Genomic DNA, 26,105 nt, shown 5'->3' with positions numbered 1-26,105 from the left:
TCTATGCTTAAAGTAAATGAAGATAATTTCACCTATCGCTTCGGTGATAACGGGCCGAAATATTTATTACAAGGGCCAAATATTGATCTCGGCCTAGTCATTATTCAGCCTGGGCAAGAGTTTCAAAATCATTATCATACAACGTGCGAAGAAGTCTTTTATGCGTTAGAAGGTGAAATAGATTTCTATGTAAATAACGAAAGAGTTCCGATAAAACAAGGTGATGTCTTGCAAGTTCGCCCTCATGAATCTCACTATCTTATTAACCATTCCGATAAGCCTTTTAAAGCTGTTTTTATAAAGTCACCACATTTACCAAATAAAGATACAGTACAAACTGAAAATCCAACATTAACGAAGGAGTGATTCCTAATGACTTGGGGATTTAAAAATCGATTAAATACAATTTTACCTGACGGTAGAGCGGTTATGCTAGCAATAGATCACGGCTACTTTTTAGGACCAATTCACGGACTAGAACAGCCGTTAGAAACAGTTAAAAACTTGCTTCCTTATACAGATTCCCTCTTTTTAACGCGAGGTGTACTTAGCTCTTGTATTCCTGAAAACTGCAGCACACCGATGGTTATGCGTGTATCAGGCGGAGCTACTGTCGTCGGTAAAGATTTAGCGAATGAAACAATTGTTACACCTGTGAAAGAGGCAGTAAAGCAGAACGCAATTGGTGTCGGTGTTTCTGTCTTTGTTGGATCAGACTATGAAACACAAACTGTTTTAAATCTCGCAAACGTAGTCTCTGAAGCACACGATTACGGCCTGCCAGTACTCGGTATTACCGCCGTCGCAAAAGAACTACAAAAACGCGAAGCTCGCTTTCTAGCACTCGCTTCCCGCGTATGTGTTGAAATGGGTGCTGACATTATTAAAACGTACTACTGCGAAGGATTCGAAAAAATAACGAGCACATGCCCTGCCCCAGTCGTAATAGCCGGCGGACCGAAACTCGATTCAATCGAAGACGCATTAAACATTACGTACAATGCGCTGCAAGAAGGCGCAATCGGCGTAGACATGGGCCGAAACATATGGCAATCTGAACATCCAACTGCGATGATACAAGCGATTCATGGCATTGTGAAAAATGGATTGAATGTGAAAGAAGCGCTGGAATTATATGATGATGTAAAAAATTAAAATAAAAATGACAGACTATGTATTACAGTAGTCTGTCATTTTTTGTTAAACTATTAGAAAAGGAGGAATGATTATGCAACGAACGTCTTTTGAACGCCCTACTGATTATTACGATGAACGCTTTTCTTCTATTGATGAAAAAATTTGCTCTTTATTAAAAGAACGAAAAGAACTTTCGAATAGGAATCCAGGATTTCCACCTGATGAGGCTATTTCTAATTGGGCTGAGCAAAACGGGTTATATCCCGATTTTTTATATTCATTATTCTCCTCTATGATGGACGAAGAAGAATTTAAACCTCGCGTTGAACCGACTAGGTTTAAAAAACATATACCCGTTTTAAAAACTTTTGAACAAAAAGGAATAGTGTATACTGTAACCTTTATTCGTCAATATTCAAATGCCAGTGTAATTTATTTATATAAAGAATGGGATCCGAAAAACAAAAAGCTTAATGAAAAAAATACACATACTCTTGTTCAATTATCTATAAACGATACATACGATTGCCGGTCAGAAGGTTGGACTGGATCAGATGGACATATTAGTTACCAATTCATTGTCTCTCCCGCTTTCTCTAATGATCTATCTGGATTAAGCTTACAATTTAAAGAGCAAAGTATGCCGTTTACGAAAAATCAAACTGTGTTTGAATTTGAAATTCAGATAGATTAATAAATAAAGACACTGTCTCATAAGTCGAATTTCTGACCAAATGACGATTCTTTTTTTATTTTAATGTTCCATTAAAATAGTCAATTAAATGGTAAAAAGCCCCTTTCTAAACTTGATAAGGGGCTATATATACATCTTCAAACAATTATTCTTGATGAGTGACATTGAGTTTTGAAACTTTCTTACCATCTCTATAGTCAAGGCAAGAAACTTCAATTAATAAGCCATTAAATATTGTAAAATAAAAACCATAACTACTACCTCTCATTGCATAAGGTTCCTTTTCTATTTCAATGCCCCCAGCTACTAAACGATTATACGCTTGATCAACTTCACTTGAAGTTTCCACCAAAAAACCAATATGAAAAGCTTCAGGATACATAACGTCCTGTTTCCCCTTGAATGCTTTTGGATCACTTAATACAAGTATAAATCCACTCTCATCACTCATCACTACAAGTGCCTTTCCCTTTTGCTCCAAAAATTGAAAATCAAAAAAAGTTTCAAAGAAATGTCTAGCTTCTGATAAATCATCAACACATAGATTCAAATGATTTAACCTCATTCATTCATCTCCTTTTAAACAGGGTTATACGAAAGTATATTGCCCCATATTCATAACACCTGAATGTTAAATGGGTTGTATTCAAGTGTTCACTTTTTAATAGTCTAATACTTTTTTCTATCGTCTAGAACGATTTTTAAAATGCAACATTTAGAATACAGTTAATGTGATTATATGAACAATTCGACACGGAATATTGATTTACCTATAAAAGTTGACAATTGTAATAGTCATATTATCTATTCTCCAAGTCGAGTAAAACCCACTCAATCAAGAAAACTGCTGAAGAGATGCGCTCTGTCGTATCCCCTAAAAACAGTATATTTATTAAGTCATCAAAATTAATTGGTACTTTAGATAATGTTTGCATATACTTCAAAACAGATCCTGCTGGTGGTGTAGGCTTATTATTAATAGCCCATATTCCTTCTACAATGGTCCAAGTTGATGTGTGAACTATGTAGGAAGCTTTTAGCTCATCGTTTACTTTCAATGCAGATTGAATTTTAATTAGCGAACTCTTTAGCCAATGAGAAATGCCTTGTACTTTATCACTAGAAACACAAAAATTTTCATATTTATGTTGAGCTATTTTCTTCAACCTTTCCAACTCATCGTTACTATCAAATAAAATTTTCCCTTCTAAAAAAGAATATAGTTCCATTGGATTGTTTTTAAAATTTAATTGAATTTGATTAAAATCTCCATATTTATATTCAATTAATATACCTTCTCTCATTTCAGAATGAAAATCTTTCTTTTGTCCATTCTCTAAAAGAATATATAAATCTAAATCGGATTCAGGGTATGCATCGCCTCTTGCGACAGATCCGATGAGCATTAATCCACTTTCTTCATCCCTAGTCATGCATTTATTTATTATTTTTTGTACTAACTTTTTATGGTTATCATATGTAATGAATGGTAGACTTTTTATCATTTTTATCCCCCCCCCAATATATTGAGTACGTAATAAGAGGGTATATGTTTAGCTCTTAAACATATACCCTCTTATTTTAATAATATTTATTTTTACGACTGTTGATAAGCCGATTTCGATGATTTCACATAATAAACCCCGTGTTCAACGTTGATGATATGATCTGGTTTTGGTTTACCACGGCTCGCTCTATGTCCAGCTAAATGTTCGTCACTCGTTTCCCAGTTTTTCCATGCTTCTTCCGATTCCCAGCGAATCATAACGACTACTTCTTCGTCTCCTCGTCTTACTTTTTTAACGAGAACGCTTAAGTCGATGAAGCCTTCAAATTTTTCAATAATTCCTTCTCCAGTGAAACGTTCTACAACTATATTAGATGTACCTTCTTTTACTGTAAATGTCTTAGTTTCGATAAACATATAATCCCACTCCCTTTTTGTAATACGAATACTAGTATTCTTTTATTATAATTGATTATGATAATTATTTTCAATTATAAAGTTTTTAGAATTATGCAGACTTCTCTTCGGTCGACTCATCCAAAAATTTAAAATACGGAAGTAACATCCCGATTAAAGAAGTGACACATATCATCGCACCGATGATAAAGTATAGTGTTCTTATTCCCCACATTTCACTCCATATTCCCCCTAGAAACACACCTAATGGCATAGCCGATCGTATTAAAAATAGCCGCACTGAAAATACTTTTCCTATCATATTATTCGGGACAGTTTGTTGGCATATCGTCGTGTTATGAACATTAAAAAATGAAATACATATACCGGCAATACCTTCGATTACAATCGCTATTAGAATACTATTGTTTAAACCTAGTGAAATGTAAGTGAGACCCCCTACGAATAATCCTCCAAGCATAAGTAGTCGACGACTTCTATACTTCACTTTCCCAACTAACATGGAACCAACTACATAGCCAAGCGGGAAACCTGCCATGAAGTAGCCGTACTCCGCATATCCTGCCGACAGTTCGTCTTTTATATAAGGAAGATTCGTAACCATCGTTACTCCTACTCCAAATTGAACGAATGCTAGAAATACCCCAAGCCAAACGATAACTGGTTTTGTGAAGAAGTATGTAAAGCCGTGAAGAAATTGCTCTAGCCACGTTTTTCGAAGTTCTTGCTTTACCATTTTTTCTTTTATGAAAAGTAACAATCCTCCACTAATGAATAGACAAACACAAACGAACAATATTGTTAATTTGATTCCAATGAATTTAATAACGATGCCACCTAATACCGGCGCCAAAAACATCATAAGACGAGTCATTCCATCTATATACGCATTTGCATTTTGAAGCTGCTCTTTACTTACTATGCTCGGTGTAATCGCTTGACTTGCAGGTGTATATAGCGGCGTAATGAACCCTACTATAATTTGAACAACGTAAACGTGCCATACTTCTATATTATTAGTAAAAAGCATTACTAAAGGCAGTAAGAAAACAGAGGCCCGCGTCCATTGCGAAAAAATCATAATCCACTTTCGGCTCCATTTATCAATAAATGGTCCACTTATAAGTTGCAGTATGAGAGACGGGATAAAATATAGTAACCACATGCTACTTAATGCTGTTTTCGACCCTGTTAGATCATAAACAAGAATCGAATTACATAACGTCCCGAAAGCCCCACCTAATTCTGAAATTGCACTGCCAATCCACATAAAAAAGAATGAACGATTTTTCAATACATTTTCCACTATAGTGCACCAACTTTTCTATATTAATTATTCCTCCTTTATGTACATTCTCTCGTTGTGTACTACCGATTCAAAAACATTTCCAATTCTTTCGCTAAAGACTGCACTGTTTTCTTTCTCAACACATATTTGCCGTCATGAATATCAACTAACTTTGCAGAACGTAAAAGTTTCAAATGATGATGTACTGTCGATTTTCCGAGTTTTAATCTTTCCGTTATATCTTGCAGCGTACGCTCTTGTTCAAATAGTAGTTTTACAATACGGAGCCTTGCCTCATCCCCAAGCGCCTTATGTTTATGTACTAAAAAATAGCTCGGCTCATATGGATCTTCCGGATGTATACTTTCATTTGCGACCGGATAATGAAACACTTTCGTATCTTCAATATCTGCTTCTATGTTCCACGGTCTGTATGTGATTTGCGGGATAAGAAGTACGTGATGCACACTTGGCTCTGGCATGTATATAACTCCACCTGTTGCCCACTCTACAAACTCTTCCGGTTTCATCTTTTTATTCATTTCATTTTTTGCTTCATAATCTCGCTCTAGTATAGAGAGTAGTTGCTCTTCTTCTTTTTTAATAACACTCTCATACCATCCTGTCATAACAGCGATTAAATGCCCTTTTAATAATTGCATATCTGTATTACATATAAACTCAATATACGTAGAGAAAAATTGATGCTCCTGCGTTAGTTCCATTAATTCTTGTACCGCTGAAACTTCTCCGCTTGCTGCTAAACGTCTTTTTTCTTGATGCATTTCTCCTAAAAACGGTAAGCATACATACTTAAAATCTACTTCGGATAGCGAATTGATATTATGAATAAATTGAGATAAATCCGTAAAATCCCCATCATACAGTAACTGTAGCAACGCTTTCCACGTATTATGCTCCTCGACAAATTGTAAATGCTCTATCATTTCCTGAGGTAAAGACTGTCTTATTTCTTCCCATTCACTTTGAGTCTTTTCGAGCGTGTCGATTAACCTCTTATGAGTAATTGCCGCAATGCCAAGTGCACATTCGAAAAGTATCGAATACTTCATTTGAACGTTGTACGTTTCCCTTTTTCTACTCGTTACGTGAAAGACTTCCATTTCATCCCCTCCTTATTTGCTATGTATTAAATTCTATATTTATCGAATTATACCTTCTATTTTTTTAGAATTTAAAATCTTTTAAATTTAGAGCTTTGATCATTCATTGAACGTTAAAAAACGCAGTTTAGTTGCAAACTGCGTTTTTTATATTGATTATAAATTTTTGAACGTAATTAAAATTAATTCACCACTTATCGATTCATCTGCGCGTTGTTTAATAGCCCAATTATTTCACTCAACATTTCCTCTGTAAAAGCACCTGCGCTAAAGTTCACTAACGCTCGTAACGGCATATAGTTCAGCATAGCCTCCATCATTTCAGAGGTATCACTATCCCCTTCAGCCATACTACCAAATGGGCTGTCTTTTAATGCCTTTTCCATAAGCTCTTTTGCAATTGGTGCTAAAATTTGGTCCGCGAATATGTCCCCTAGTAAAGTATTTCGATGTACTGGTTTTCGAATTATTGTCGTTGATTGAACATATAGGCTATCATGTAAAACAATCTCTTTTGAAGACTTTCCTACTAAAATTTCGAATTCACCTGTTTCAACATGCCAGTCCTTCAATTCAACATTATAATAAGCAAATGATCTTTTATTTAAAATAAAGCTAACCGTTTTTTCTTCTCCCGGCTGCAATTCTACTTTTTCGAATCCTTTTAATTCTTTTTCAGGACGAATCATAGTGCTTTCAACATCTTTTATATAAAGCTGAACAATTTCTTTCCCTGCCGTACTACCAGTATTTTTCACGTTTACACTAACGGAAACTGTCTCCGTATCCTTTATTTCTTTCTTATCTATTGAAAGATTACTATACTCAAATTTTGTATAGCTTAACCCGAAACCAAATGGGAATAATGGTTCAATATTTTTCGTATCGTAATAACGGTATCCGACGAACACACCTTCTTTGTATTCCACTTTGTCACCTTCACCAGGGAAGTTTAAGTAAGAAGGATTATCGTTTAAAACTTTCGGGAATGTTTCCGCTAATTTCCCGCTTGGATTCGCATCACCAAATACTATATCAGCAATCGCTCCGCCTAATGCTTGCCCACCTAAATAACCTTCAAGTATTCCTTTTACTTTACCTATCCATGGCATTTCAATTGGCGCACCGTTACTTAAAACTACAACGATATTACTTTGCACTTCAGCGATAGCCTCAATTAATTGCACGTGATTTTCTGGCATTTGTAAATGCTTTCGATCAAAGCCTTCTGATTCATAACGATCTGGTAGGCCAACGAAAAGGACAGCTGTATCTGCTCGTTCTGCTACTTTTTTTGCCTCATTAATCATGTTTCCATCTATATCATCGCTAGCAAGATCATAACCTTGTGCAAATAATATATTCGTTTTTTCACCTGATACAGTTTCAATTTCTTCAAGAATACTTTCAAGCTTTGTTGGATTAATATGAGAGCTTCCGCCGCCTTGATAACGTGGTTGCTTTGCAAATCCTCCAATTACCGCTACCGTTCCCTCTTTTTTTAGCGGAAGGATGGAATCTTCATTTTGTAACATAACCATACTTTCACTTGCAACTTCTCTTGCAAGCTGATGATGCGCGTCCTTACTATACACAGCGTTTTCTAATTGGTTATCATATGCTTTAAAAATAATGTTAAGAAGACGCTCTACTGCTTGATCAAGCTTTTCTACAGATAACTCTCCACCGTTAACTGCAGCAACAATCTTCTTCTCACCAATTCCAAAGCTTGAAGGCATTTCTAACTCCAAACCGTTAGCTAAACTTACTACACGCTCATTTACTGCACCCCAATCAGAAACGACAAAGCCTTCAAAACCCCATTCATCTTTTAAAATATCATTTAACAAATAGTTATTTTCCGAAGCGTATTCACCATTTATCTTGTTGTAAGCACTCATTACTGTCCAAGGTTGTGCTTCCTTAATGACATCTTCAAAGCTAGCAAGATAGATTTCACGCAATGTTCTTTCATCAACAATTGCATCTACAGACATTCTGCGGTGCTCCTGATTATTAGCAGCGAAATGTTTTAATGACGTTCCAATTCCTTGGCTTTGTACGCCTTTAACATGGTTTGCAGCTATTTGTGATGATAAATACGGATCCTCTGAAAAATACTCAAAGTTTCTTCCGCAAAGTGGCGAACGTTTTATGTTTGCACCTGGTCCAAGGAGAACACCTACATTTTCAGCCTGACATTCTTCTCCTAATGCAACTCCTACTTGATTTATTAATTCTTTATTCCATGTACTTGCTAATCCTACTGCTGATGGGAAACAAGTTGATGGAATACTGTTATAAATCCCTAAATGGTCTGCTCCCTCTGCCTGTTTTCTAAGCCCGTGTGGCCCATCAGTTACCATAATTGAAGGAATTCCTAATCGCTCAATCCCCTTTGTATTCCAAAAGTCTAATCCAGAACATAGACTTGCCTTTTCTTCTAATGTCATTTGTGAAATGATTTTCTTAATATCTCTTTTCATAATACCCCTCCTAAAAAACAATTAAGTAAACGCTTTCTTATCGCTATTATAGTTATTATTTTTTAGATATTATGGTATATTCTTTAGAATACTTGTAAAAATTTTAGTTGATTATATATATGGTTACTATGCAGAGGAAAAATGACCTGCACTCGCTTTCGCCCTTATTTTAAAATCCTTGCTTAAGATAGGATTTTATGTTGCTTTTAACTTGTACACATATTGGTTGATTTTTAAAGAATAGAGGCTAAAATAATGAATTGCTCCAAACTAGAAGATTTATATTATATTTGTAAGCTAGTCTTTGACATACATAAAACACCTATCTTTTTTATTGATAACAACGGAGATTTGGCATTTGAAATCTCGTCCAATTTTCAGTATAACCCTTTGTATTTTTCAAAAGAGGAGTTACTTAATCAATTATTTAAGGAAAATCCGCCCTATACTTTTCCGGTACTAGAAGAGACTTCTTTTCTTGAAAATTTCTTCTCAATTAACTTACGTTTGAACGATCAACTTAGTGGGAACATCATCGTTGGACCAGTCCTTTATTCCAGACTATCAGAAGCCTCAATTAAAGGTCTCATAAATGATCTTCATCTAAAAATAAACAAGGAGGAAATGGTTCAATATTATCAATCTCTCCCCGTTTTAAGCAATTTGAAATTTTTAAATGTAAGCATGATTCTTTATTACATGCTGTATCAACAAAAATTAGACATTGCTGATATTCTGCAAAAAAATATACTGGTCAAAAAGGCGGAATTTGAAATTGAACAGCCCGATATACATATATCGGAGCAACGTCAAAGTACATTAACTCATATCGATCCACTGGTTGAAAAGAAAATATTTGAGTGTATTAAACAGGGGAAAAAGGATGATTTAATTAAAAATCTAAGGAGATTACCTGAATCAGGAGATCTTGGGGTGTTGTCAAAAACAAGTCACTTGCGAAGCCAGAAGAATTCTGCCATCGCCGCAATTACACTTGCGACGAGAGCTGCTATTGATGGTGGACTATTTCCTGAAATCGCATATACCCTTAGTGATTTATTTATTCAAAAACTCGAAGAAATAAAAAAAACTGAAGCCATTTCCCCATTTTTGGAGAATGCTTTACTTGAATTCTCAGAAAGAGTTAAAAATGGGACGATGCAAAAACATTCAAAACCTATAAATGTATGTCAAAATTATATATTTACTCATCTTTACGAAGAAATCACACTATCCCATCTAGCAGAAATAGTCGCATTAAATCCTAGTTATCTATCTTCCCTGTTCAAAAAAGAACTTGGAATTTCACTAGGCGAATATATTCAGCGTGCTAAGATCGATGAGTCAAAAAGTTTAATGACCTATACGAGACATTCTATATCCGAAATTTCTACACTTTTAAATTTCCATGATCAGAGCCATTTTACAAAGGTCTTTAAAAAACATACTGGTGTTTCACCTAAACAATTTAAAAATGGATGTTTTTAATGTTTATCATACTACCAAGAGCAGTCTTCCCTCGTTCGACCAATAGATTTATTTAGTTGCTTTACATTATTAATAAAAATCCCCTCGACTCATGTTGAGGGGATTTTACTAATAATGTAATATGCTTTTTTCTGTTTCCTTTAGTTTCTTCTTATATCTCCTAATGTATGAATAACTTTATTTTCGTCCAGAAAATTCAATTTATGAATTGTTTGTCATTCCATATACAAGCCCTGAAATATATGGAATTAACCAAATGAACCACACAATTACACTTAATGTGTGAAACTTTGCAATCATTTTTATATCCTTCTTCTTCAAAACTACAGTGGCCCACACAGCATGAAATAACATAAGTAAAATTGCTGATAAACCCGTTATCCCATGAAAGCTGAATAGAGAACCTTCTGAAGCCATTTTCTCCATCAATGTAGTACCAATCGTATCGCATGCTAATCCAACCCAAAATATACTCACATGCCAAGGTTTTAATGTTTTTTGAATTTTTTCACTCCAAACCCCAATCGAATAAAAAATAAGTGCTGCCGTAATAAATGTAATAGCTGATGCTAGCACATCGATCACCCCTTTACAAAATTTCTCTTCCTATTACAAGTTTTATATTACCTAAGGATTATGAACAGAGTATGAATGGAGCATTATCCTTCCAAATATATATCGGATTCTCATTCTTAATTTAGGGGGTAAGCCAACATCTTTAGCAAGATCCTGTCAGGTATTTGGAGATAAAAAAACTTTGAATCTCTTGAGCTAATAGTTGTAATTCGTCAGACACCGCAATAGACATAAAAAACGCCATTCTTTCCTATGATTCTACAGAAAGAATGGCGTTTTTTTCATTTTAAAGAAATTTAGTTTTGCTATCAAGTTAAGATTTTAAAATATCCCCTAAACGGAATTTTTGTGTTTTTAAAACTTTTATTTATTTTCCGTATATGACGTAATGCTTCTTAAGAAGATTCCTAACCCTGCAAAAAAGAATCCTAAGCATAATAAGCTGGCTGGCGTTCCCCAAGTAATTTGATCTAGCATTTTTATCCCCTCCCATTTATTATTATATAGTATTTATTAGAATTTATCCAGATTTTCCCTTAAATAGATGCCGCCACATTCCCATCAAGTTACTATCTTTAAAAAGAAGGCCTACACAAAAATTTTGTCTTTCTACAGTTAGTTATAAGGATTCATCTTACTTTTTCTTTTTGGGATTGCTCTGTTTTCTTAAGTTGATGGGCATGTAGCGTTACCCCTTTAACAAAAATATACAGACAAACATAACTATTCTAGTGAATAAGCTAATCATTCCGAATATCCTACACTGATAATAAGCATATTCATTTAAAATCCACAGTCAATTTATGATTCCAATTGCAGTCAACTTATGAGTTAAAAAACACATTACATTATGTTGTTTGGTTTTTAGATATGATAATTCCAAATTTATTTTGATAAAAAAACGCTCTTACATCTAATTCTGTAAGAGCGTCTTTATACTTACTTATTTTCAAATCTCATTTTTTCGTAGTAATTTCCCATCTCTTAGCGTCAATATACGGTCACATACATCAAGCATTTTTTCATCATGCGTAATCATAATTGCTGCTTTTTTATTTTTCTTTACTTCATTCTTCATCATTTCAACAACTTCTCTAGCACGTTTTGAGTCCAAACTAGCAGTAGGCTCATCGGCTAAAATTAAATCTGGATCATTCATAAAAGCACGAGCAATGGCTACACGTTGTTTTTCACCACCAGAAAGTTGTCTAGGATAATGGTTGATTCGATGTGTTAATCCAAATGTTTTTAGTAATTCAGTTGCATATTCGTTTGCTTCAGTTTTATTTTCTCCTTTTAATTTTGCAATATATAGAAGCTGTTCTTTAACTGTTAAGAATGGCACAAGGTTGGCAAACTGAAATATAAATCCGATTCGTTTCAAACGAACATCCGTCATTTCTTTTTCCGATAAACTAGTTATATCTTGACCAGATACATAAATATTACCTTTAGAAGGAGATAAAAGTGCTCCCGCAATGGAAAGTAATGTACTTTTACCTGATCCAGATGGCCCAACAATACCAATGAATTCCCCTTCCTTCACATCTAGTGTGATGGGATGTAAAGCTGTCACTTCCGTATCGCCTTCCCCATACACTTTACTGACTTTATCTAGTTTTAATAATGATGCTGGTGTCTCCCACTTTAAATCTGTCACCATTACATCCCACCTCCAATAGCTTCTAATGCATCTACTTTCAACACTTGATATAGAGAAATCAATGTCCCTAACACGCTAATTACGATAAAGATAATAGAATACTGCACCATCATTGTCGTTGTTAGTAAGAACGGCATACTTTCAGGGAACACAGTTTGTACCGCGAGTGTTAAACCAATACCTACTATTAATGCAACAACAGTTAAGAATACAGCTTGTACTACTAAGCTATTAGCTAAATAAGAGTTTTTCGTCCCGATCGCTTTTAATACACCTAATTGTTGCGTTTTTTGTAAAGTAATAACATAGAAGAATACACCAATTAACAACGCTGTAATCACAAGTAAAAATGCAATAATCATTGTTAAAGTTCCTTGCTCTTCTTTATATCCAGGTATACTTTGTAATACTTCTTTTTTATCAATCACTTTTGCATTGTTAATTTCTTTATCAGTATTTAAAGCAATAACGTTGTACTCTTTTTGATGTGGAAGTGCAATGCTTTCCCATACTTTCTCATTCATATAGGCAACTGGGGCATGACTAAACATTTCATTTTCGGTAAATCCAACTACTTTAAATGCCTTTTTAGATATAGGATCTACAATTTTATCATTTAATGCTAGCCCTTTATTTTTCGCTGATTCATCAATAATAATTTCATTATCTTCTAAATCAATCGCTTTTCCTTCAATAACCTTTGGAGTAATAAATGAATCTTGTTTATTTGCAAAGATGGCAATGTCAACCTTCTTAGAACTTCCCTCTTTCTCAAATGTAGACATTGCAATATGCATTGGAACCGCTTCTTTTTCACTAACTTGTGCTAATACATTATCTACATCTTCTTTCTTGATTTGAGACCGTAGTAATTTTCCTTCAGCATCTTCTGATACTACAAATTTCTCTGCTTTCATTTCAAGAATGGAAGAAGCATTAGCATTGGATAATCCATTCGCTAACCCCGATATGATAAGTACAAGAAATGATAATAAAATCATGATTGTACCAATTAATCCGTACCTTAATTTCGACTGTTTTAATTCTTTAAGAGCTAAAAACATTCCTTATTTCCTCCTTATTTTGTGCTTTGACTATACACTTATCATAAATAAGGAATATGAACAGATTATGAATGGAATATTACAAAAGACAATTTTAAAATAAAACTTCAACTTTTATAAGTACAAAGCCTTAATTATATATACGAAAAGAGACTTGTTCTAAAGAAATATTTTAGTTATTAATCATTTAACTGCATTCCTTCTCTATTTTTTGGAAGATAAATAGTAAAGGTTGTGCCTCTCCCTAACTCGCTTTCCACTGTTATTGCACCCTCATGAAGTTCAATGATTTCTTTTACAATGGATAATCCTAACCCGCTACCCTTAATGTTTCTATTTCTAGCTGAATCGACTTTATAAAATCGATCAAAGATTCTTTTTATCTCTTCCTTTGGAATGCCACATCCTCTATCAGTAATAGCAATACGCCACTCTAATTCATTTTCTTCAGCTTCAAACGAAATACTTTTCCCGCTTTCTGTAAATTTTATACTGTTAGTAAATACATTCGTCCACACTTGATGAAGTAGATTTTTATCTCCGTAAATCTCTATATAAGGTATATCCGTTTCAATTGCAAGATCTTTTTCTTGCCATTCCCACTCAGACATAAATATAATACTTCTTATTTGTTTTCCTAGATTGAAAAATTCTTTACGTAAAGTAAGTTCTTCTTGATCAAGTGATGCAAGTGTTAATAATTGTTTACACATATTAGACATACGTTGACTTTCTGATTCAATGATACTCAAGTAACGATGTTTTTCTAATTCAGTTAAATCCTCTGTTTTTACTGTTTTAGAAAACCCTTGGATGGATGACAATGGGGATTGAAATTCATGTGAGACATTCGAAACGAAGTCTTGACGCATTTGTTCTGAGTTTTGCAACCTTTTTGCCATCTTACGAAAGTTCTTTGCAAGTACTCCAATTTCATCTTTTCGGTATTCTGGTAATACTAAATCATACTTACCGCTCGCGATTTCTTGTGTCGCTTGTGTAAATTTTTGAATCGGACGAACAACGAAACGAGTAGCTATCGCTATACAGGATAGGCTAATTAATACAATTAGCCCTAACAATATCGCGTAAAAAATTCGCAACTCTCCAAATTGCTGTTGAATATCCGGGCGAATAAATAGAGCAAATTGCTGTCCATTGGTATGAATAGGGATTCCAATACTGTTTGCTACTGTATTATCAAAAAAGCCAGTGGAAAACAATCGATTAGGATAGTTCTCAATCCCGTTATATACATTACCATTTAGTACATTATCAATGGCCTCGTCACTAATATTAATTTTTTTAAAGCCCTCTCCATATCGTTTTCCTTGTTTCTTTTCATCTACCATATAGATTGCAAAACCAAGATTGGAAATAGATTGTAGATATGTCTCTTTATTTAGTTCACTGTCTTCCTCATATAAATGTTCTATATATAGGGCATACTTTAGAATTTTTTCACTGTTATATGGTTTTAAATACACATGGTAAAATATATTTGTAAGTAGAAATGCCACTAAACTACTAACCACCATAATAACGGCTGATATAATGACAAATCTCCCATACAATGATTTCATTTTATTTCAACTCCTCTTTGGTGCATTTTTTATTCAGTAAATACTTCTGATTTATTCTTACTACATATGGAAAACATCTTTCCTATTGTGAGTAGTAAATTAGAATAATTTTTACTCTCTAACGATTATGATGAAAAGTATTATAGGGAATTGTAGCTATATAGAAGGTATAATGGAACCAAAAAAATTCATTGTATAAACAATGAATTTCTCCTTACACTATTTTTACAATAACTAATAATTATGAACGAAAGATGAACATACAATTACAAATTCTTTTAATGTAATAAAACTATTGAGTATATTTATTAAATTCTTTTTAATAGTAACGATCTAGTAGTATAATTACACATCAAGCTAAAACATTTTCCATACAAAAAAAGCCTATTTCCTTTTTCTGAAGGATAATCGGCTTTTTACTGTTATATTATACAGGGAGTTTTTATTAATTACTCTATAAAACAATCCGCTTCTCAGTTTCTGAATCGAAATAATGAACTTTGTCCATGTTTAAACCGAGTTCTATATTTGATTGACTTTGTACATCTATAGAAGTGTCCACACGTACAACGAAAGATTGGCCATTCATATTAGAATAAAGATATGTTTCTGCCCCCATTAATTCTGCTACATCAATGGATACCGTTACTTTTGCGTTATATGGTAAAGATGCGATTGCTTTTCCATAATAAAAGTCTTCTGGGCGTATCCCTATTATGATTTCTTTATTCGTATAACTCTTGTTTTGCAAGCTCTTCATCTTCTCTTCTGGCACTTCAATTTTCCACTTATCAATCATAACTGCATTTTCTGTTAATACTCCTTTGAAAAAATTCATTCCAGGAGAGCCAATAAATCCGCCGACAAATATATTCTCTGGATTCTCGTACACTTCTTTTGGTGTACCGACTTGTTGTACAATGCCATCCTTTAGCACAACAAGGCGAGTTGCCATCGTCATAGCTTCTATTTGATCATGTGTAACATACACAGTAGTTGTTTGCAGCTTTTGGTGTAATTTTGTAATCTCAGCACGCATTTGAACGCGTAGCTTCGCATCTAAGTTAGATAAAGGCTCGTCCATTAAGAATACTTTTGCATTTCGAACAATCGCTCGGCCTAAGGCAACACGCTGACGCTGTCCACCTGAAAGTGCTTTTGGCTTCCGATTTAAATATTCCTCAAGCCCAAGAATTTTTGCTGCATGTTGCACACGTTGGTCAATTTCTTCTTTACTATATTTTCGTAGTTTTAATCCAAATGCCATGTTTTCATAAACACTCATATGCGGATAAAGCGCATAGTTTTGAAATACCATTGCAATATCTCTATCTTTCGGTGTAATATCATTTACACGCTTTCCATCAATATAAAAATCCCCCTCTGAAATCTCCTCAAGTCCTGCAATCATACGTAATGTTGTAGATTTCCCACAACCTGAAGGGCCAACCAAAACAATAAATTCTCCATCATTTACTTCTAGATTAAAATCTTTTACGATTGTCACATCATGATCATATTTTTTGTAAATGTTTTTGAATGATAGTTGAGCCATAATATCCTCCTAGAATTTGAGCTGTTATTATAGATACTGCTTTTTGAAATACTCAAGGTACGTTTTATAAAATTTTCGATATATCCTTCATACTGTCTAAAATGTAATCCGCTTTCCCTTCTAAATCTTCCTTTCGGCTCGCACCCGATAAGACGCCCACTGCTTTAATATTACTATTTCTCGCAAATGTTACGTCTGTTAATGTGTCACCTACCATAAATACGTCTTCTTCAGTTAGTGAAAATTTTTCTTTAAACATATGATAAAAGTCACTTTCAGGTTTTGTTCTATTCACACCATCATCTGCACCTAAAAAATCTACATAATCATATAACTCTGTCATTTTCAAAGAATGTATAGCTGCATCAACATCATCCGCCGTAACAACTCCAATAATATATTCATTGTCTTTTAAATATCGTAACGTTTCCTTTGCACCTTCCACTTCTGTAAATACTAAGTCATCTGCAGTAGAGTGTTTTTTGAATAAAAGACATACATCATGAATAAACTTCTCTTCATTCACATGTTGATTTTCTAACAACGAAAACCATGCAGCTGCAATAAAGTAATTTGTGCGACAAGCTAGTAAACTCGTACTCTCAAAATCATTATCATTCATACCAATAATCGTTAAGTAGTCATCTCGTTTACTTATTTCATTTGGATACATTTGAAATATATCATCTAACACACGATGGACAATTTTGTACCAAACTGAATCTAATTGTATTAATGTTCCATCTTTATCAAAAATAATTGCTTTATTCACCTTTTATTCCCCCTAAAACTTCATTCCATGTTTTCATATTTTTATACTGAACTTTATTATGAATAGGATTAATAAACGCTACTAATTCATCCTCTTCCCATCCCTCAACTCTAGCGTATGCCCCTTCATTTAAAGAGAATGCAAAGGTTACGTCGCTACCATATTCTTTTTCAATCATTTGTCCATTTATAAGTAGTCTCCATTCACACGGTTTATCTGTACGAATGTTGTACATAATATTTCCTTTAGCCTCATCACCGACATAAATCGTTTCACCTTCGTTTTGAATATCTATCGCTAGTTTTCTAAATCGAGAGAAATAAATTTTCCCGTTTTTGATCGCCTCTTTTAAGTTTTTAATAGATAAACCGTTACATAATACAAATGTTCCTGGATCACCGTAAATCGATGGATCTTTTGATCCTGGGAATGTTTTAGACGGATGTAAATGAGAATCACTTCCTCCTATCCCCCAGATTTTAAGACCATTTGACCACATTTGATCGAAACAACGTAAAGCTTCTAAAGTAGACGACTTACTCTTTTTATACGTTGGATCACACATAATTTCCATCGTATGAACATTATCTAAATTAATATTCACTTGGTTCGCCCAAGGCTTCATAAATGGATGGTTCACACTCATTAAGTAGCCTTTTTCTTTCATGAATGAAAATAGTGCATTCATTTTTTCAGCGCTATACGATTCGTCTACATACTCTGTAAAATCCACGTATTCCTTCATACCGAATATGTTGTAATGGCCGTAAGGAGTTGTAAGTTCCATAGACGGTATAATTAATGTGTTTCCTTTTTCATAAGATGGCATAACAATATTGTGCTCCGTCGCATATAAAAAATCTAATTCTTGTTTTTCACATACTTTCATTCCGAGTTCATCATCTATCTCGCCATCTGTTAAATCCGTATGTTCATGAAAATCCCCTTTGTACCAGCGATGTTCTTCATTTACTACCTTATTAAAACGATCTTCATCGATAAAAACATTTCCCTTGCAAAAATGCTCTCTATTATATTTTCGTTCCAACTGATCATTCACTACTATATTTACTGTATAGTCAACTTTTTCCCCGGTAAACTTTACTACTTTCTTTGCACAATGTGGTATATACACGACTTCTAATTCCCAATTACCTGGTTGTATTTCCCCTCCAATACAACCAGCTGAGCAAAACTTTGAATCTTTCGAAACGACTAGTTTTTCATTTACAATTGGAGTTTGATATTGTATACGTACATAACCGTTAGGATCTCTCAAGATTAGTAAAAGAGGAATTTTCCGGCTATCTCCTTGATCAATTGTTAATGTAAAGTTTGTAATATCCGTTTCATTCATTTGGAAACAATGTTTATTTTTTACGAATGGAGAAAGTGTTATCGTACTTTTCATTTCAGTCATAGTTCTCACACCTTTTTATATTTTTATAAAAGAATGCTAGAGGCATTTCTTTCGTTCAAAAGCACCTCGCGTTAGTCATACAAAACAGGTTTATTTCTTCTTTTTCAGAACTTTATCTAACTCTTCTTGTGCAACTTTAGCTGCTTCATCTAATGCTTTTTTTGCTGGAACTCCTTCAATCTCTACTTTATCTTTAGCTACATTTAAGGCATCATTAATTTTCCCGCCCGTTGGATCTACAAATGGTCCCACTCCGTAATTGTTAGCTTGTTCTAACGGAACTAATGCTTGTGGTTGTTTTTTAACAAATTCAGCATATGGACCATACTCTGTTACATTGTTACGAACAGGGATATAGCCAGTTGCCATTGACCATTCAGCCGTTTTCTCAGTACTTGTCGCAAATTTCATAAAGTCATATGCACCTTTTGCTACTTCTGGGTCAATATTTCTCGTTAATGTGAATAAATATGTTTCTAATTTCGGTGCCGGTTTATGATTACCCCAAGCTGGTTGTGGTAATGCTTCAAATGTGTTTAGGCGTTCTTCTTCAGTCATTCCTTTACCTAATGATTTAAAAACAAATCCTTGGTCACCAGATGAACCTGTAAACCCTAGCGTTCTACCTTCTACTAAATCAATTACTGTTTTATCCCAATATTCCCATCCAGTACCGCCTGAATGTATTTTCATAATTTTATCTTCATGAAGCCATGTACGGAATTTCTCCCATACCGTAACCCAAGTATCATCGTTAATTAATACTTTTTTACCATCTTCACTTAATACATTGCCGCCAGCGCTGCGGACCGCATCAATTAAGTTTGACGTCCCCCACATAGGCATCCAGCCAGCATACGTAACATTTCCATTTTCACCACGTTTCGCGACTGTTTTTGCTACCTTTTCAACACCTTCCCACGTCTTTAAATCCTCTTTTGTAAAGCCATTCTCCGCTAACGCTTTTTTATTGTAATAAAAGATTTGTGTTGTACCGTAAAACGGAATCCCATATAATTTCCCGTCAATTGTTGCTTGCTCCATAAAACCTTTTCCGTAATCTTCTTTTTTGAAATTATTATCATTTTTAACATATTCATCTATAGGCACAATTAACTGTTTTTTAACATACTCTTGAAAGACGTCTGAACCTAGTAATGCGATTGCTTCTTGGTTATTCGCTGCAAATCCACTTTGTAGCTTTTGATAAGACTCATCGTAGTTGCCCGCTTTCGTCGTTTTCACTACATATTTGTCCTGACTTTTATTGTATTCTTCCACGATTTTGTCTACACGATCTGCAAGAGAACCACCTACTCCATTAATAAATGGAACAACAACCTTCTCGCCTTCTTTACTCGCTTTAACGGTACTTCCTTTTCCGCCTGAACAACCCGCAAGTGCACTAACAAACAATGTTAAAACTGTTAGAAGCATGAATATTTTTTTCATCCCACATATCTCCTTTACTATTTAATTACCCCTTTATTCCTGAATCGGTAACACCAGATAAGAACCATTTTTGTAGAATTAAAAATACGAGTAAGAGCGGCACCGTTGCGATTGTACTTGCAACCATAATGTGTGACCAATCTCGTCCTAAAGAACTATTAATGAAATAATCAGCAATTCCATTCGTGATTAACTTTTGCGTATTATCTTTCAAAATAAGAGCTGGCCAAATGTAATTATTATAATTACCAATAAATGTGACCAGCCCTAGTGTTACAAATGATGATCGTGTCATTGGAAAAATAATCTTCCAAAGAATACGCCAATCACTTGCTCCATCAATTTTGGCTGCTTCTACTATTTCAAAACCAACTTTATGGAATGATTGTTTTAAATAGAAAATACCGAATACGCTAACAGCCATAGAAATCATGTATCCAAAATGTGAATCAAGTAGACCAAACTTCCCTAACATTACATATACAGGAACATATGATACAGCTCCAGGGATCATATAAGTTGCCATCACAACACTAAACGTAATATTTTTACCTTTAAACTTGTAAAATGCCAACATATAAGCAAAAAGTGCTGACGAAACAAGTACATATATAGTAATAAGGAAAGAAGTATAGAAACTATTAAATAAATACGTGTTAAATGGAAGTATATCTAATACTTGACGATAATTTTCCCAATGAAATTCCTTAGGCCAAAAGCCTCCTTGTAATACTTCACTGGATGTTTTAAACGAACCAAGTACCATCCATACGAACGGAAAAATAAATAGGATACTTGATAACGCTAGAAAGAGATGCTTTACGATTAATGGACCTTTTTTCATATTATTCACCTTAATAGTTCACCCACTTGTCACCTATTATTTTGTTTATAGCAGATAGTAGAATTGTAATGATTAGGATGATAAATGCGATTGCTGTTGCAGATCCCATATCAAACTGTTCAAACCCTTGTTGGAAGAATAAATATAGTAACGTACGCGTCGAACCACTAGGTCCACCTTGCGTTAAAATTTTAATTTGGTCGTAAGCTTGCACCGCAGAAATTGTATTGACAACAACTAAGAAGAAAGTTGTTGATGAAACCATTGGTAGTGTTACATATCGAAATTTCTGCCACGAATTCGCTCCATCAATACTAGCTGCTTCATATAAACTATCCGGAACTTTTTCTAATGCACCGATATAAAAAATCATTGTCCATCCAACTAATTTCCAAACTGTCACAATAATGACTGCTAACATCGCTGTTTTACTACTTTGAAGCCAGTCCAAACCTGGTATCCCGAAAAAGTTTAGAACTTTATTAATAACTCCAAATTGAGGTTCATATAAGAGTGACCACACAATGGATACAGCTATCGTTGGCGTTACCCAAGGTGAAAAAATCATTAATTGGTACAATGCGGAACCTTTAAATTTTTTTCGGAAGAATAATGCGAATCCTAAACCTAATGCAATTGTCGGAATGACTGTTCCAATTCCGAAATAAAACGTATTTAACAATGCTTGCATAAAAGAATCTTGTGTAAACAAATTGAAATAGTTTTCTAATCCAACAAAGTTAAAATCATTCGTCATAAAATCCCAATCAGTAAAACTAATACCTAAACTAATGAAATTCGGAATAATCCAAAACAATATTAGAGGTATTCCAACTGGTATTAAAAAGAACACAGCTTTTGATAGTTTTATTTGCATTCTTGCCACCTCCTAATTCATATTGTACGAGTACATTATTAACACAATGTTGTTAATTTGTTAACTAATTGTAAAAACAACATATAAACAAAATAAAACAACATATAAACAAAAAGAAGACTATTTCTCAACTTACTAAGAAATAGTCTTCTTTTTGTTTTGCTATACTGTTATTACTTCAACCCCATTACTTGTTAACACATTTTGCCACGCTTCATCAAGCTTAGCATTTGTATATAATGCATCTATATCACTAAAATTCCCGCTTTTATAAAACTTTGTTAAATTAAACTTTGACTCGTCAGCCATCATGACAACTTGCTTTGCATTGTTCTTTAACTGCTTATATATTTGTGCATCTTCAATATACGAACATGTCAGTTCTTTTTCTAATGAAATTCCATCACACGAAGCAAATAATTTATTAACAGTGAAATGATCAAGATAGTTTAACGTCATTTCTCCAGACAGTGCTAATGAATTTGAATTCAATATTCCACCAATAACTATTAACCTACAATCAAAGGAATCATATTGTTCTTTAAGCTCAATAATTTTATTTACAGCTGGTATGGAGTTTGTTAAAATCGTCAAATTTTTTTTATCGTGTATGTAATCTAAAATTTGCATTGTAGTTGTCCCAATTTCAATTGCGATAATATCATTATCTTCTACGAGTTTACTTGCTTCCATTGCAATTTTTCGTTTTTCTTCAATATTCTCAGATCGACGTTTATTAAAATGAAATTCTAGTGTTTGATCTTTTTTCTTAAGTGCACCACCATGTATTTTAGTAAGCGTCCCTTCCTTATGCATCATATCTAAATCTCTTCGTATCGTTTCCGTTGTAACATTTAATACTTTCGCTAAATCATTTACCATAACTCGGTTATACTTTTCTAACTCATCTAGTATGTATTTTCTTCGTTCAAATTGTGTATACGATTTCATTTCATTAACACCTCTTCAAATTACGCAAAATATAGATTTTCTAAACACTCTTATTATAAGAAAGGATTGATTATTACTTTTAACATAACATCATTTACAGAAAGAGGGAACGATTATCTTCATTTAAATTCAAATTTGCTTAACAATATACACACGATTAAAATAAATAAAGATTTATTGTTAAACGATAAATATCATGTTAGATTAAATAGATAATATTTAAATGAGGTGCTTTATATGAAACAAGGATCAACACTCTTTTTAAAGACCGCTATTATTCTTATCGGAATCCCTGTTCTTGCTTTATGTATATTTTTAGTTCCTAAAATAGGGAATTATGCAGCGGAATTGTATCCCGATATTGCATCTATAAAATATCTTGTTTTAATCAATCTGTATGCAACGGTGATACCTTTTTATTTAGCTCTGTATCAAGCTTTTAAACTTGTAAGCTTCATTGACAAAAATAACGCTTTCTCGAAATTATCTGTTAGAGCTTTAAAGAAGATCAAATACTGCGCAGTAACAATCAGTATTTTATATGTGGTAGGCATGCCACTCTTCTATCTCGTGGCTGAGAGAGCTGACGCACCGAGTATTATTATACTTGGAATGCTCCTAATCTTTGCTTCAATGGTTATCGCAGTCTTTGCTGCCGTTCTCCAAAGGCTATTAAAAGATGCTATAGATATAAAATCAGAAAATGATTTAACGGTCTGAGGTGAATAACATGGCAATTATAGTAAATATTGATGTAATGCTGGCGAAAAGAAAAATGAGTGTAACTGAGCTTTCAGAGAAAGTTGGAATTACTATGGCTAACCTTTCTATATTAAAAAATGGAAAAGCAAAAGCAATTAGAATTTCAACTTTAGATGCTATTTGTAAAGCATTAGAATGCCAACCTGGGGATCTATTAGAGTATAGACTTGAAAATTCTGATTCAGATGATTTGTAAATTGGGATTATAACATTAAAAATTCCCTCTAGGTAATAAAATAAAACGAGTCCATCTTATGAGATGGACTCGTTTTATTTTATATAAATGACATTAAGGTGCAAAATTAATTTGGCCAGTAAACAATAAGATAATCGCGATAATCCAAAATATAAAGAACGATGAGGAAAGTATTAATGAGATAATTGCAATTGCCTTCTTCTCTGTTTTTTTCGTCATTGTGATTATTGAAAGTATGATACCTACACCTGTCAGAGCAATAGTAATATAATCTCCCACTATATTACCCGCATTCGCAATCCTCGTTGGAGTTATAAAAACGAATAAAAAACACATAATGCCGATGAGTAAAGATATATAACTTATTATACTGTACTTCTATTGTTATAATAATCTCCTTCTATACACTTGAAAGAATTAATCTACTATATTTTTTAAAAACATAGAAAATAACCTCTACTTTCCGAGTAAAAAGTAGAGGTTTTATTCAAGCCATTTATAAAGAAAGCTCCCTATCTCTATCAATAACTACCTTAAAAAACTCAGAGTAATGAGATAAAGAATAATCCGCTACATCACATTTACCTTGATACATACATGTTGAAATACCTAATTCCTTTGCAGGTAATAGATCTAACTCTCTATCTCCAATTGCTAGATCAATATTGTGCTTTTTATGTAAATGATCATAGGCTAAAGAGTTTGGTTTTCGAGGGAAACCATCGTCAATTGTAACCATGTCGACGAAGTATTTGTCCCATCCATAATATTTTAAGATTTCCATAACTCCTGCCCTATGTTTATGTGTCATAATCACGTTTTTATGTGCAAATTTCAAAATCTCTTCGACATCTTCAAATGGTTTCATATCTTTTGGAGTAAACTTTTTCTTCAAAACCTTAATCTTTTCTTCCTGATCATTTGAAATATTGTAATACTGAATTGCGTGGGAATATGATATTTTTAAATTTTTGTATATTTCTCGTTTATCTACTTCATCACCTAATATTTCAGAAAGTATCATTGTATATGCAGGATACGTATCAAATAACGTCCCGTCAAAATCCCATAATATATTCATTTAATACACCTTCTATTTTGTACTTACTTACATTGTTACATATTGCGTATTACGAAATCCGCCAACTCCCTCGGCGATTCCTTTTCCAAATAATACTCCTCAGCTTTCCAATACCTACTTTGAAACTTTGAAAGGTTCTGCTGCGTTTCCTCACTCTCGCGAAGAAACCTTGTCTCTCTTGAACAATCCAAATACACCATATAATGAAAGAACTCTCTCCATTCTTTTCGCTGCAGAAAAACACCTTCAACAATTATTACCCCTACTAAAGGAAGCTGTATTTCTTTCATTTCACATGAGTCTGTTTCATCATGATAGAAAGGCAACTCTATTTGTATATTGCTTTGTAACTTCCAAAAAAAGTTTTGCTGCAACCACTCTATATCCCATTGAAGGTTGTAGTACTCATACCACTCTTCAAATCCAGTATTATATCGCTTGTTACGCTCGGTTATGTGATCATCAATATGGAATATATGAAACGGGATTCCACTTTGCTTCATATCTTCTTCCAACTCTTTAACCAAAGTTGTTTTACCCGAACGACTTAGCCCGTCTATACCTAAAATAAATCGCTCATCTTTATGTTCCTTAATAACTTTCATTATTTCACTTGTGCTCATTACTATTGCCAATCTTCTTTTAATAATGAATAAACGACCGTGTCATGAGCAACATCATTTTGAATCATATATTTTCGAAGTAATCCTTCTTCTTGAAACCCTGCTTTTTTTAATAAATTACGGGAAGCTTCATTTTCTATATATACGACAGCGGCAATTCTTATGAAGTTCAACTTTTCAAACCCGTAAGCTAACATTGCTTGTAGTGCTTCTGTTGCGTATCCTTGCCCCCAATATGTATCATCTAGCTCATAACCAATTTCAGCTCTTTTATGATGATTGTTAATTAAATGAAACCCACACGTACCAATTAACTGATCCGTGCCTTTCTTCTCTATTCCCCAGCGAAATACACTTCCTTCTTCATAACGCTTTCTAAACGTTTGAATTGTCGTTTTCGCTTGCTCAATATTTTCAAAAGAGTCCATTCCGAAATAACGAATAACGGATTCTTTTGAAAAATAATGGAACATTGTTTCTGCATCTAACAGTGTAAGTTCTCTTAATAGTAAACGCTCTGTTTCTAATTTTGGAAACTCCATCCT

27 protein-coding genes are annotated in these 26,105 nt (G+C 33.8%); 6 read left to right on the top strand and 21 right to left on the bottom strand.

Translation table 11 applies throughout. The features are described from left to right. Positions 1 to 3: 3 nt before the first annotated feature. The 3 genes from ACTFQM_RS00870 (at position 4) to ACTFQM_RS00860 (ending at position 1,831) form a co-directional block, all read left to right on the top strand. On the top strand, positions 4 to 366 hold the full coding sequence (locus tag ACTFQM_RS00870) for a cupin domain-containing protein (RefSeq protein WP_440033130.1): 363 nt from the start codon (positions 4 to 6) through the stop codon (positions 364 to 366). A gap of 6 nt (positions 367 to 372) precedes the next feature. Beyond that, positions 373 to 1,155, top strand: a complete 783-nt coding sequence (gene lsrF, locus ACTFQM_RS00865) for a 3-hydroxy-5-phosphonooxypentane-2,4-dione thiolase (RefSeq protein ID WP_440033129.1) — start codon at positions 373 to 375, stop codon at positions 1,153 to 1,155. Positions 1,156 to 1,228: 73 nt separating this feature from the next. After that, on the top strand, positions 1,229 to 1,831 hold the full coding sequence (locus ACTFQM_RS00860; protein ID WP_440033128.1) for a hypothetical protein: 603 nt from the start codon (positions 1,229 to 1,231) through the stop codon (positions 1,829 to 1,831). Positions 1,832 to 1,976: 145 nt separating this feature from the next. On the opposite strand, the gene ACTFQM_RS00855 is transcribed toward ACTFQM_RS00860, so the two are convergent. The 6 genes from ACTFQM_RS00855 to ACTFQM_RS00830 form a co-directional block, all read right to left on the bottom strand. Then, positions 1,977 to 2,396: a VOC family protein gene (locus ACTFQM_RS00855; RefSeq protein ID WP_440033127.1), complete on the bottom strand. Its 420-nt coding sequence runs from the start codon at positions 2,394 to 2,396 to the stop codon at positions 1,977 to 1,979. Positions 2,397 to 2,631: 235 nt separating this feature from the next. Continuing rightward, a complete protein-coding gene (locus tag ACTFQM_RS00850; protein WP_440033126.1) occupies positions 2,632 to 3,336 on the bottom strand; it encodes a nucleotidyltransferase domain-containing protein in 705 nt (234 codons plus the stop codon). 92 nt (positions 3,337 to 3,428) lie between these two features. Beyond that, positions 3,429 to 3,755: a heme-degrading monooxygenase HmoA gene (gene hmoA / locus ACTFQM_RS00845; RefSeq protein ID WP_440033125.1), complete on the bottom strand. Its 327-nt coding sequence runs from the start codon at positions 3,753 to 3,755 to the stop codon at positions 3,429 to 3,431. A 91-nt stretch (positions 3,756 to 3,846) separates the two neighbouring features. Next, positions 3,847 to 5,061 (bottom strand): MFS transporter, encoded by a 1,215-nt coding sequence (locus ACTFQM_RS00840; protein WP_440033124.1) that lies wholly within the window; start codon positions 5,059 to 5,061, stop codon positions 3,847 to 3,849. Between the two features lie 62 nt (positions 5,062 to 5,123). Further along, positions 5,124 to 6,167, bottom strand: coding sequence for an ArsR/SmtB family transcription factor (locus tag ACTFQM_RS00835; RefSeq protein WP_440033123.1), 1,044 nt, complete (start codon positions 6,165 to 6,167; stop codon positions 5,124 to 5,126). A 194-nt stretch (positions 6,168 to 6,361) separates the two neighbouring features. Next, positions 6,362 to 8,653, bottom strand: coding sequence for a glycoside hydrolase family 3 C-terminal domain-containing protein (locus ACTFQM_RS00830; protein ID WP_440033122.1), 2,292 nt, complete (start codon positions 8,651 to 8,653; stop codon positions 6,362 to 6,364). Between the two features lie 255 nt (positions 8,654 to 8,908). On the opposite strand from ACTFQM_RS00830, the gene ACTFQM_RS00825 reads away from it, so the two are divergent. Continuing rightward, on the top strand, positions 8,909 to 10,141 hold the full coding sequence (locus tag ACTFQM_RS00825; RefSeq protein ID WP_440033121.1) for a helix-turn-helix domain-containing protein: 1,233 nt from the start codon (positions 8,909 to 8,911) through the stop codon (positions 10,139 to 10,141). A gap of 201 nt (positions 10,142 to 10,342) precedes the next feature. Here the strand turns inward: ACTFQM_RS00825 and ACTFQM_RS00820 are convergent, their stop codons facing one another. The 11 genes from ACTFQM_RS00820 to ACTFQM_RS00770 all read right to left on the bottom strand — a co-directional run bounded on the left by ACTFQM_RS00820 (position 10,343) and on the right by ACTFQM_RS00770 (position 22,898). Beyond that, positions 10,343 to 10,717, bottom strand: coding sequence for an HsmA family protein (locus ACTFQM_RS00820; RefSeq protein WP_328065474.1), 375 nt, complete (start codon positions 10,715 to 10,717; stop codon positions 10,343 to 10,345). A gap of 949 nt (positions 10,718 to 11,666) precedes the next feature. Next, complete coding sequence (locus ACTFQM_RS00815) at positions 11,667 to 12,380, bottom strand: ABC transporter ATP-binding protein (RefSeq protein ID WP_440033120.1); 714 nt, start codon at positions 12,378 to 12,380, stop codon at positions 11,667 to 11,669. Beyond that, positions 12,380 to 13,444, bottom strand: a complete 1,065-nt coding sequence (locus tag ACTFQM_RS00810; protein WP_440033119.1) for an ABC transporter permease — start codon at positions 13,442 to 13,444, stop codon at positions 12,380 to 12,382. Before ACTFQM_RS00810 ends, ACTFQM_RS00815 begins: the two co-directional genes overlap by 1 nt. A 179-nt stretch (positions 13,445 to 13,623) precedes the next feature. Beyond that, on the bottom strand, positions 13,624 to 15,027 hold the full coding sequence (locus ACTFQM_RS00805; protein WP_440033118.1) for a sensor histidine kinase: 1,404 nt from the start codon (positions 15,025 to 15,027) through the stop codon (positions 13,624 to 13,626). 454 nt (positions 15,028 to 15,481) lie between these two features. Continuing rightward, positions 15,482 to 16,582, bottom strand: coding sequence for an ABC transporter ATP-binding protein (locus ACTFQM_RS00800; protein ID WP_440033117.1), 1,101 nt, complete (start codon positions 16,580 to 16,582; stop codon positions 15,482 to 15,484). A gap of 64 nt (positions 16,583 to 16,646) precedes the next feature. Then, positions 16,647 to 17,354 (bottom strand): HAD family hydrolase, encoded by a 708-nt coding sequence (locus ACTFQM_RS00795; protein ID WP_440033116.1) that lies wholly within the window; start codon positions 17,352 to 17,354, stop codon positions 16,647 to 16,649. Then, positions 17,347 to 18,774 (bottom strand): CehA/McbA family metallohydrolase, encoded by a 1,428-nt coding sequence (locus ACTFQM_RS00790; protein ID WP_440033115.1) that lies wholly within the window; start codon positions 18,772 to 18,774, stop codon positions 17,347 to 17,349. Before ACTFQM_RS00790 ends, ACTFQM_RS00795 begins: the two co-directional genes overlap by 8 nt. Before the next feature lie 90 nt (positions 18,775 to 18,864). Next, positions 18,865 to 20,226 (bottom strand): extracellular solute-binding protein, encoded by a 1,362-nt coding sequence (locus tag ACTFQM_RS00785; RefSeq protein WP_427287265.1) that lies wholly within the window; start codon positions 20,224 to 20,226, stop codon positions 18,865 to 18,867. A 25-nt stretch (positions 20,227 to 20,251) separates the two neighbouring features. Next, positions 20,252 to 21,070 (bottom strand): carbohydrate ABC transporter permease, encoded by an 819-nt coding sequence (locus ACTFQM_RS00780; RefSeq protein ID WP_440033114.1) that lies wholly within the window; start codon positions 21,068 to 21,070, stop codon positions 20,252 to 20,254. Positions 21,071 to 21,080: 10 nt separating this feature from the next. Continuing rightward, positions 21,081 to 21,947 carry a carbohydrate ABC transporter permease gene (locus ACTFQM_RS00775; RefSeq protein ID WP_440033113.1) on the bottom strand — a complete coding sequence of 289 codons (867 nt, stop codon included), beginning with the start codon at positions 21,945 to 21,947 and terminating at the stop codon, positions 21,081 to 21,083. A gap of 162 nt (positions 21,948 to 22,109) precedes the next feature. Then, positions 22,110 to 22,898: a DeoR/GlpR family DNA-binding transcription regulator gene (locus tag ACTFQM_RS00770; protein ID WP_025147906.1), complete on the bottom strand. Its 789-nt coding sequence runs from the start codon at positions 22,896 to 22,898 to the stop codon at positions 22,110 to 22,112. A gap of 237 nt (positions 22,899 to 23,135) precedes the next feature. Between ACTFQM_RS00770 and ACTFQM_RS00765 the strand changes: the two genes are divergently transcribed. Then, positions 23,136 to 23,618: a DUF2975 domain-containing protein gene (locus tag ACTFQM_RS00765; protein ID WP_071719200.1), complete on the top strand. Its 483-nt coding sequence runs from the start codon at positions 23,136 to 23,138 to the stop codon at positions 23,616 to 23,618. Between the two features lie 10 nt (positions 23,619 to 23,628). Next, positions 23,629 to 23,856: a helix-turn-helix domain-containing protein gene (locus ACTFQM_RS00760; protein ID WP_098475593.1), complete on the top strand. Its 228-nt coding sequence runs from the start codon at positions 23,629 to 23,631 to the stop codon at positions 23,854 to 23,856. Between the two features lie 93 nt (positions 23,857 to 23,949). Here ACTFQM_RS00760 and ACTFQM_RS00755 read toward each other — a convergent pair whose 3' ends face one another. The 4 genes from ACTFQM_RS00755 to ACTFQM_RS00740 form a co-directional block, all read right to left on the bottom strand. After that, a complete protein-coding gene (locus ACTFQM_RS00755; RefSeq protein WP_440034359.1) occupies positions 23,950 to 24,225 on the bottom strand; it encodes a hypothetical protein in 276 nt (91 codons plus the stop codon). 127 nt (positions 24,226 to 24,352) lie between these two features. After that, positions 24,353 to 24,937 (bottom strand): HAD-IA family hydrolase, encoded by a 585-nt coding sequence (locus ACTFQM_RS00750; protein WP_440033112.1) that lies wholly within the window; start codon positions 24,935 to 24,937, stop codon positions 24,353 to 24,355. Between the two features lie 35 nt (positions 24,938 to 24,972). After that, positions 24,973 to 25,560 carry a kinase gene (locus ACTFQM_RS00745; RefSeq protein ID WP_440033111.1) on the bottom strand — a complete coding sequence of 196 codons (588 nt, stop codon included), beginning with the start codon at positions 25,558 to 25,560 and terminating at the stop codon, positions 24,973 to 24,975. Positions 25,561 to 25,562: 2 nt separating this feature from the next. Further along, positions 25,563 to 26,102, bottom strand: coding sequence for a GNAT family N-acetyltransferase (locus tag ACTFQM_RS00740; protein WP_440033110.1), 540 nt, complete (start codon positions 26,100 to 26,102; stop codon positions 25,563 to 25,565). Between the last annotated feature and the right edge of the window lie 3 nt (positions 26,103 to 26,105).

The sequence above is a fragment of the Bacillus cereus group sp. MYBK30-2 genome (assembly GCF_051915945.1).
In the GTDB taxonomy this organism is placed as follows: Bacteria; Bacillota; Bacilli; order Bacillales; family Bacillaceae_G; genus Bacillus_A; species Bacillus_A paramycoides.
The sequence above is the reverse complement of the archived record's forward strand: the minus strand, read 5'-3'. Positions and strand labels throughout refer to the sequence as shown.

What these genes read in the sequence shown, in the direction of transcription:
- ACTFQM_RS00870 (WP_440033130.1), top strand. Translation starts at nt 4, where the DNA reads ATGCTTAAAGTAAATGAAGATAATTTCACCTATCGCTTCGGTGATAAC.
- ACTFQM_RS00830 (WP_440033122.1), bottom strand. Translation starts at nt 8,653, where the DNA reads ATGAAAAGAGATATTAAGAAAATCATTTCACAAATGACATTAGAAGAA.
- ACTFQM_RS00785 (WP_427287265.1), bottom strand. Translation starts at nt 20,226, where the DNA reads ATGAAAAAAATATTCATGCTTCTAACAGTTTTAACATTGTTTGTTAGT.
- ACTFQM_RS00855 (WP_440033127.1), bottom strand. Translation starts at nt 2,396, where the DNA reads ATGAGGTTAAATCATTTGAATCTATGTGTTGATGATTTATCAGAAGCT.
- ACTFQM_RS00860 (WP_440033128.1), top strand. Translation starts at nt 1,229, where the DNA reads ATGCAACGAACGTCTTTTGAACGCCCTACTGATTATTACGATGAACGC.
- ACTFQM_RS00810 (WP_440033119.1), bottom strand. Translation starts at nt 13,444, where the DNA reads ATGTTTTTAGCTCTTAAAGAATTAAAACAGTCGAAATTAAGGTACGGA.
- ACTFQM_RS00805 (WP_440033118.1), bottom strand. Translation starts at nt 15,027, where the DNA reads ATGAAATCATTGTATGGGAGATTTGTCATTATATCAGCCGTTATTATG.
- ACTFQM_RS00775 (WP_440033113.1), bottom strand. Translation starts at nt 21,947, where the DNA reads ATGCAAATAAAACTATCAAAAGCTGTGTTCTTTTTAATACCAGTTGGA.
- ACTFQM_RS00790 (WP_440033115.1), bottom strand. Translation starts at nt 18,774, where the DNA reads ATGACTGAAATGAAAAGTACGATAACACTTTCTCCATTCGTAAAAAAT.
- ACTFQM_RS00740 (WP_440033110.1), bottom strand. Translation starts at nt 26,102, where the DNA reads ATGGAGTTTCCAAAATTAGAAACAGAGCGTTTACTATTAAGAGAACTT.
- ACTFQM_RS00835 (WP_440033123.1), bottom strand. Translation starts at nt 6,167, where the DNA reads ATGGAAGTCTTTCACGTAACGAGTAGAAAAAGGGAAACGTACAACGTT.
- ACTFQM_RS00850 (WP_440033126.1), bottom strand. Translation starts at nt 3,336, where the DNA reads ATGATAAAAAGTCTACCATTCATTACATATGATAACCATAAAAAGTTA.
- ACTFQM_RS00760 (WP_098475593.1), top strand. Translation starts at nt 23,629, where the DNA reads ATGGCAATTATAGTAAATATTGATGTAATGCTGGCGAAAAGAAAAATG.
- ACTFQM_RS00745 (WP_440033111.1), bottom strand. Translation starts at nt 25,560, where the DNA reads ATGAGCACAAGTGAAATAATGAAAGTTATTAAGGAACATAAAGATGAG.
- lsrF (WP_440033129.1), top strand. Translation starts at nt 373, where the DNA reads ATGACTTGGGGATTTAAAAATCGATTAAATACAATTTTACCTGACGGT.
- ACTFQM_RS00815 (WP_440033120.1), bottom strand. Translation starts at nt 12,380, where the DNA reads ATGGTGACAGATTTAAAGTGGGAGACACCAGCATCATTATTAAAACTA.
- ACTFQM_RS00800 (WP_440033117.1), bottom strand. Translation starts at nt 16,582, where the DNA reads ATGGCTCAACTATCATTCAAAAACATTTACAAAAAATATGATCATGAT.
- ACTFQM_RS00780 (WP_440033114.1), bottom strand. Translation starts at nt 21,070, where the DNA reads ATGAAAAAAGGTCCATTAATCGTAAAGCATCTCTTTCTAGCGTTATCA.
- ACTFQM_RS00825 (WP_440033121.1), top strand. Translation starts at nt 8,909, where the DNA reads ATGAATTGCTCCAAACTAGAAGATTTATATTATATTTGTAAGCTAGTC.
- hmoA (WP_440033125.1), bottom strand. Translation starts at nt 3,755, where the DNA reads ATGTTTATCGAAACTAAGACATTTACAGTAAAAGAAGGTACATCTAAT.
- ACTFQM_RS00770 (WP_025147906.1), bottom strand. Translation starts at nt 22,898, where the DNA reads ATGAAATCGTATACACAATTTGAACGAAGAAAATACATACTAGATGAG.
- ACTFQM_RS00765 (WP_071719200.1), top strand. Translation starts at nt 23,136, where the DNA reads ATGAAACAAGGATCAACACTCTTTTTAAAGACCGCTATTATTCTTATC.
- ACTFQM_RS00750 (WP_440033112.1), bottom strand. Translation starts at nt 24,937, where the DNA reads ATGAATATATTATGGGATTTTGACGGGACGTTATTTGATACGTATCCT.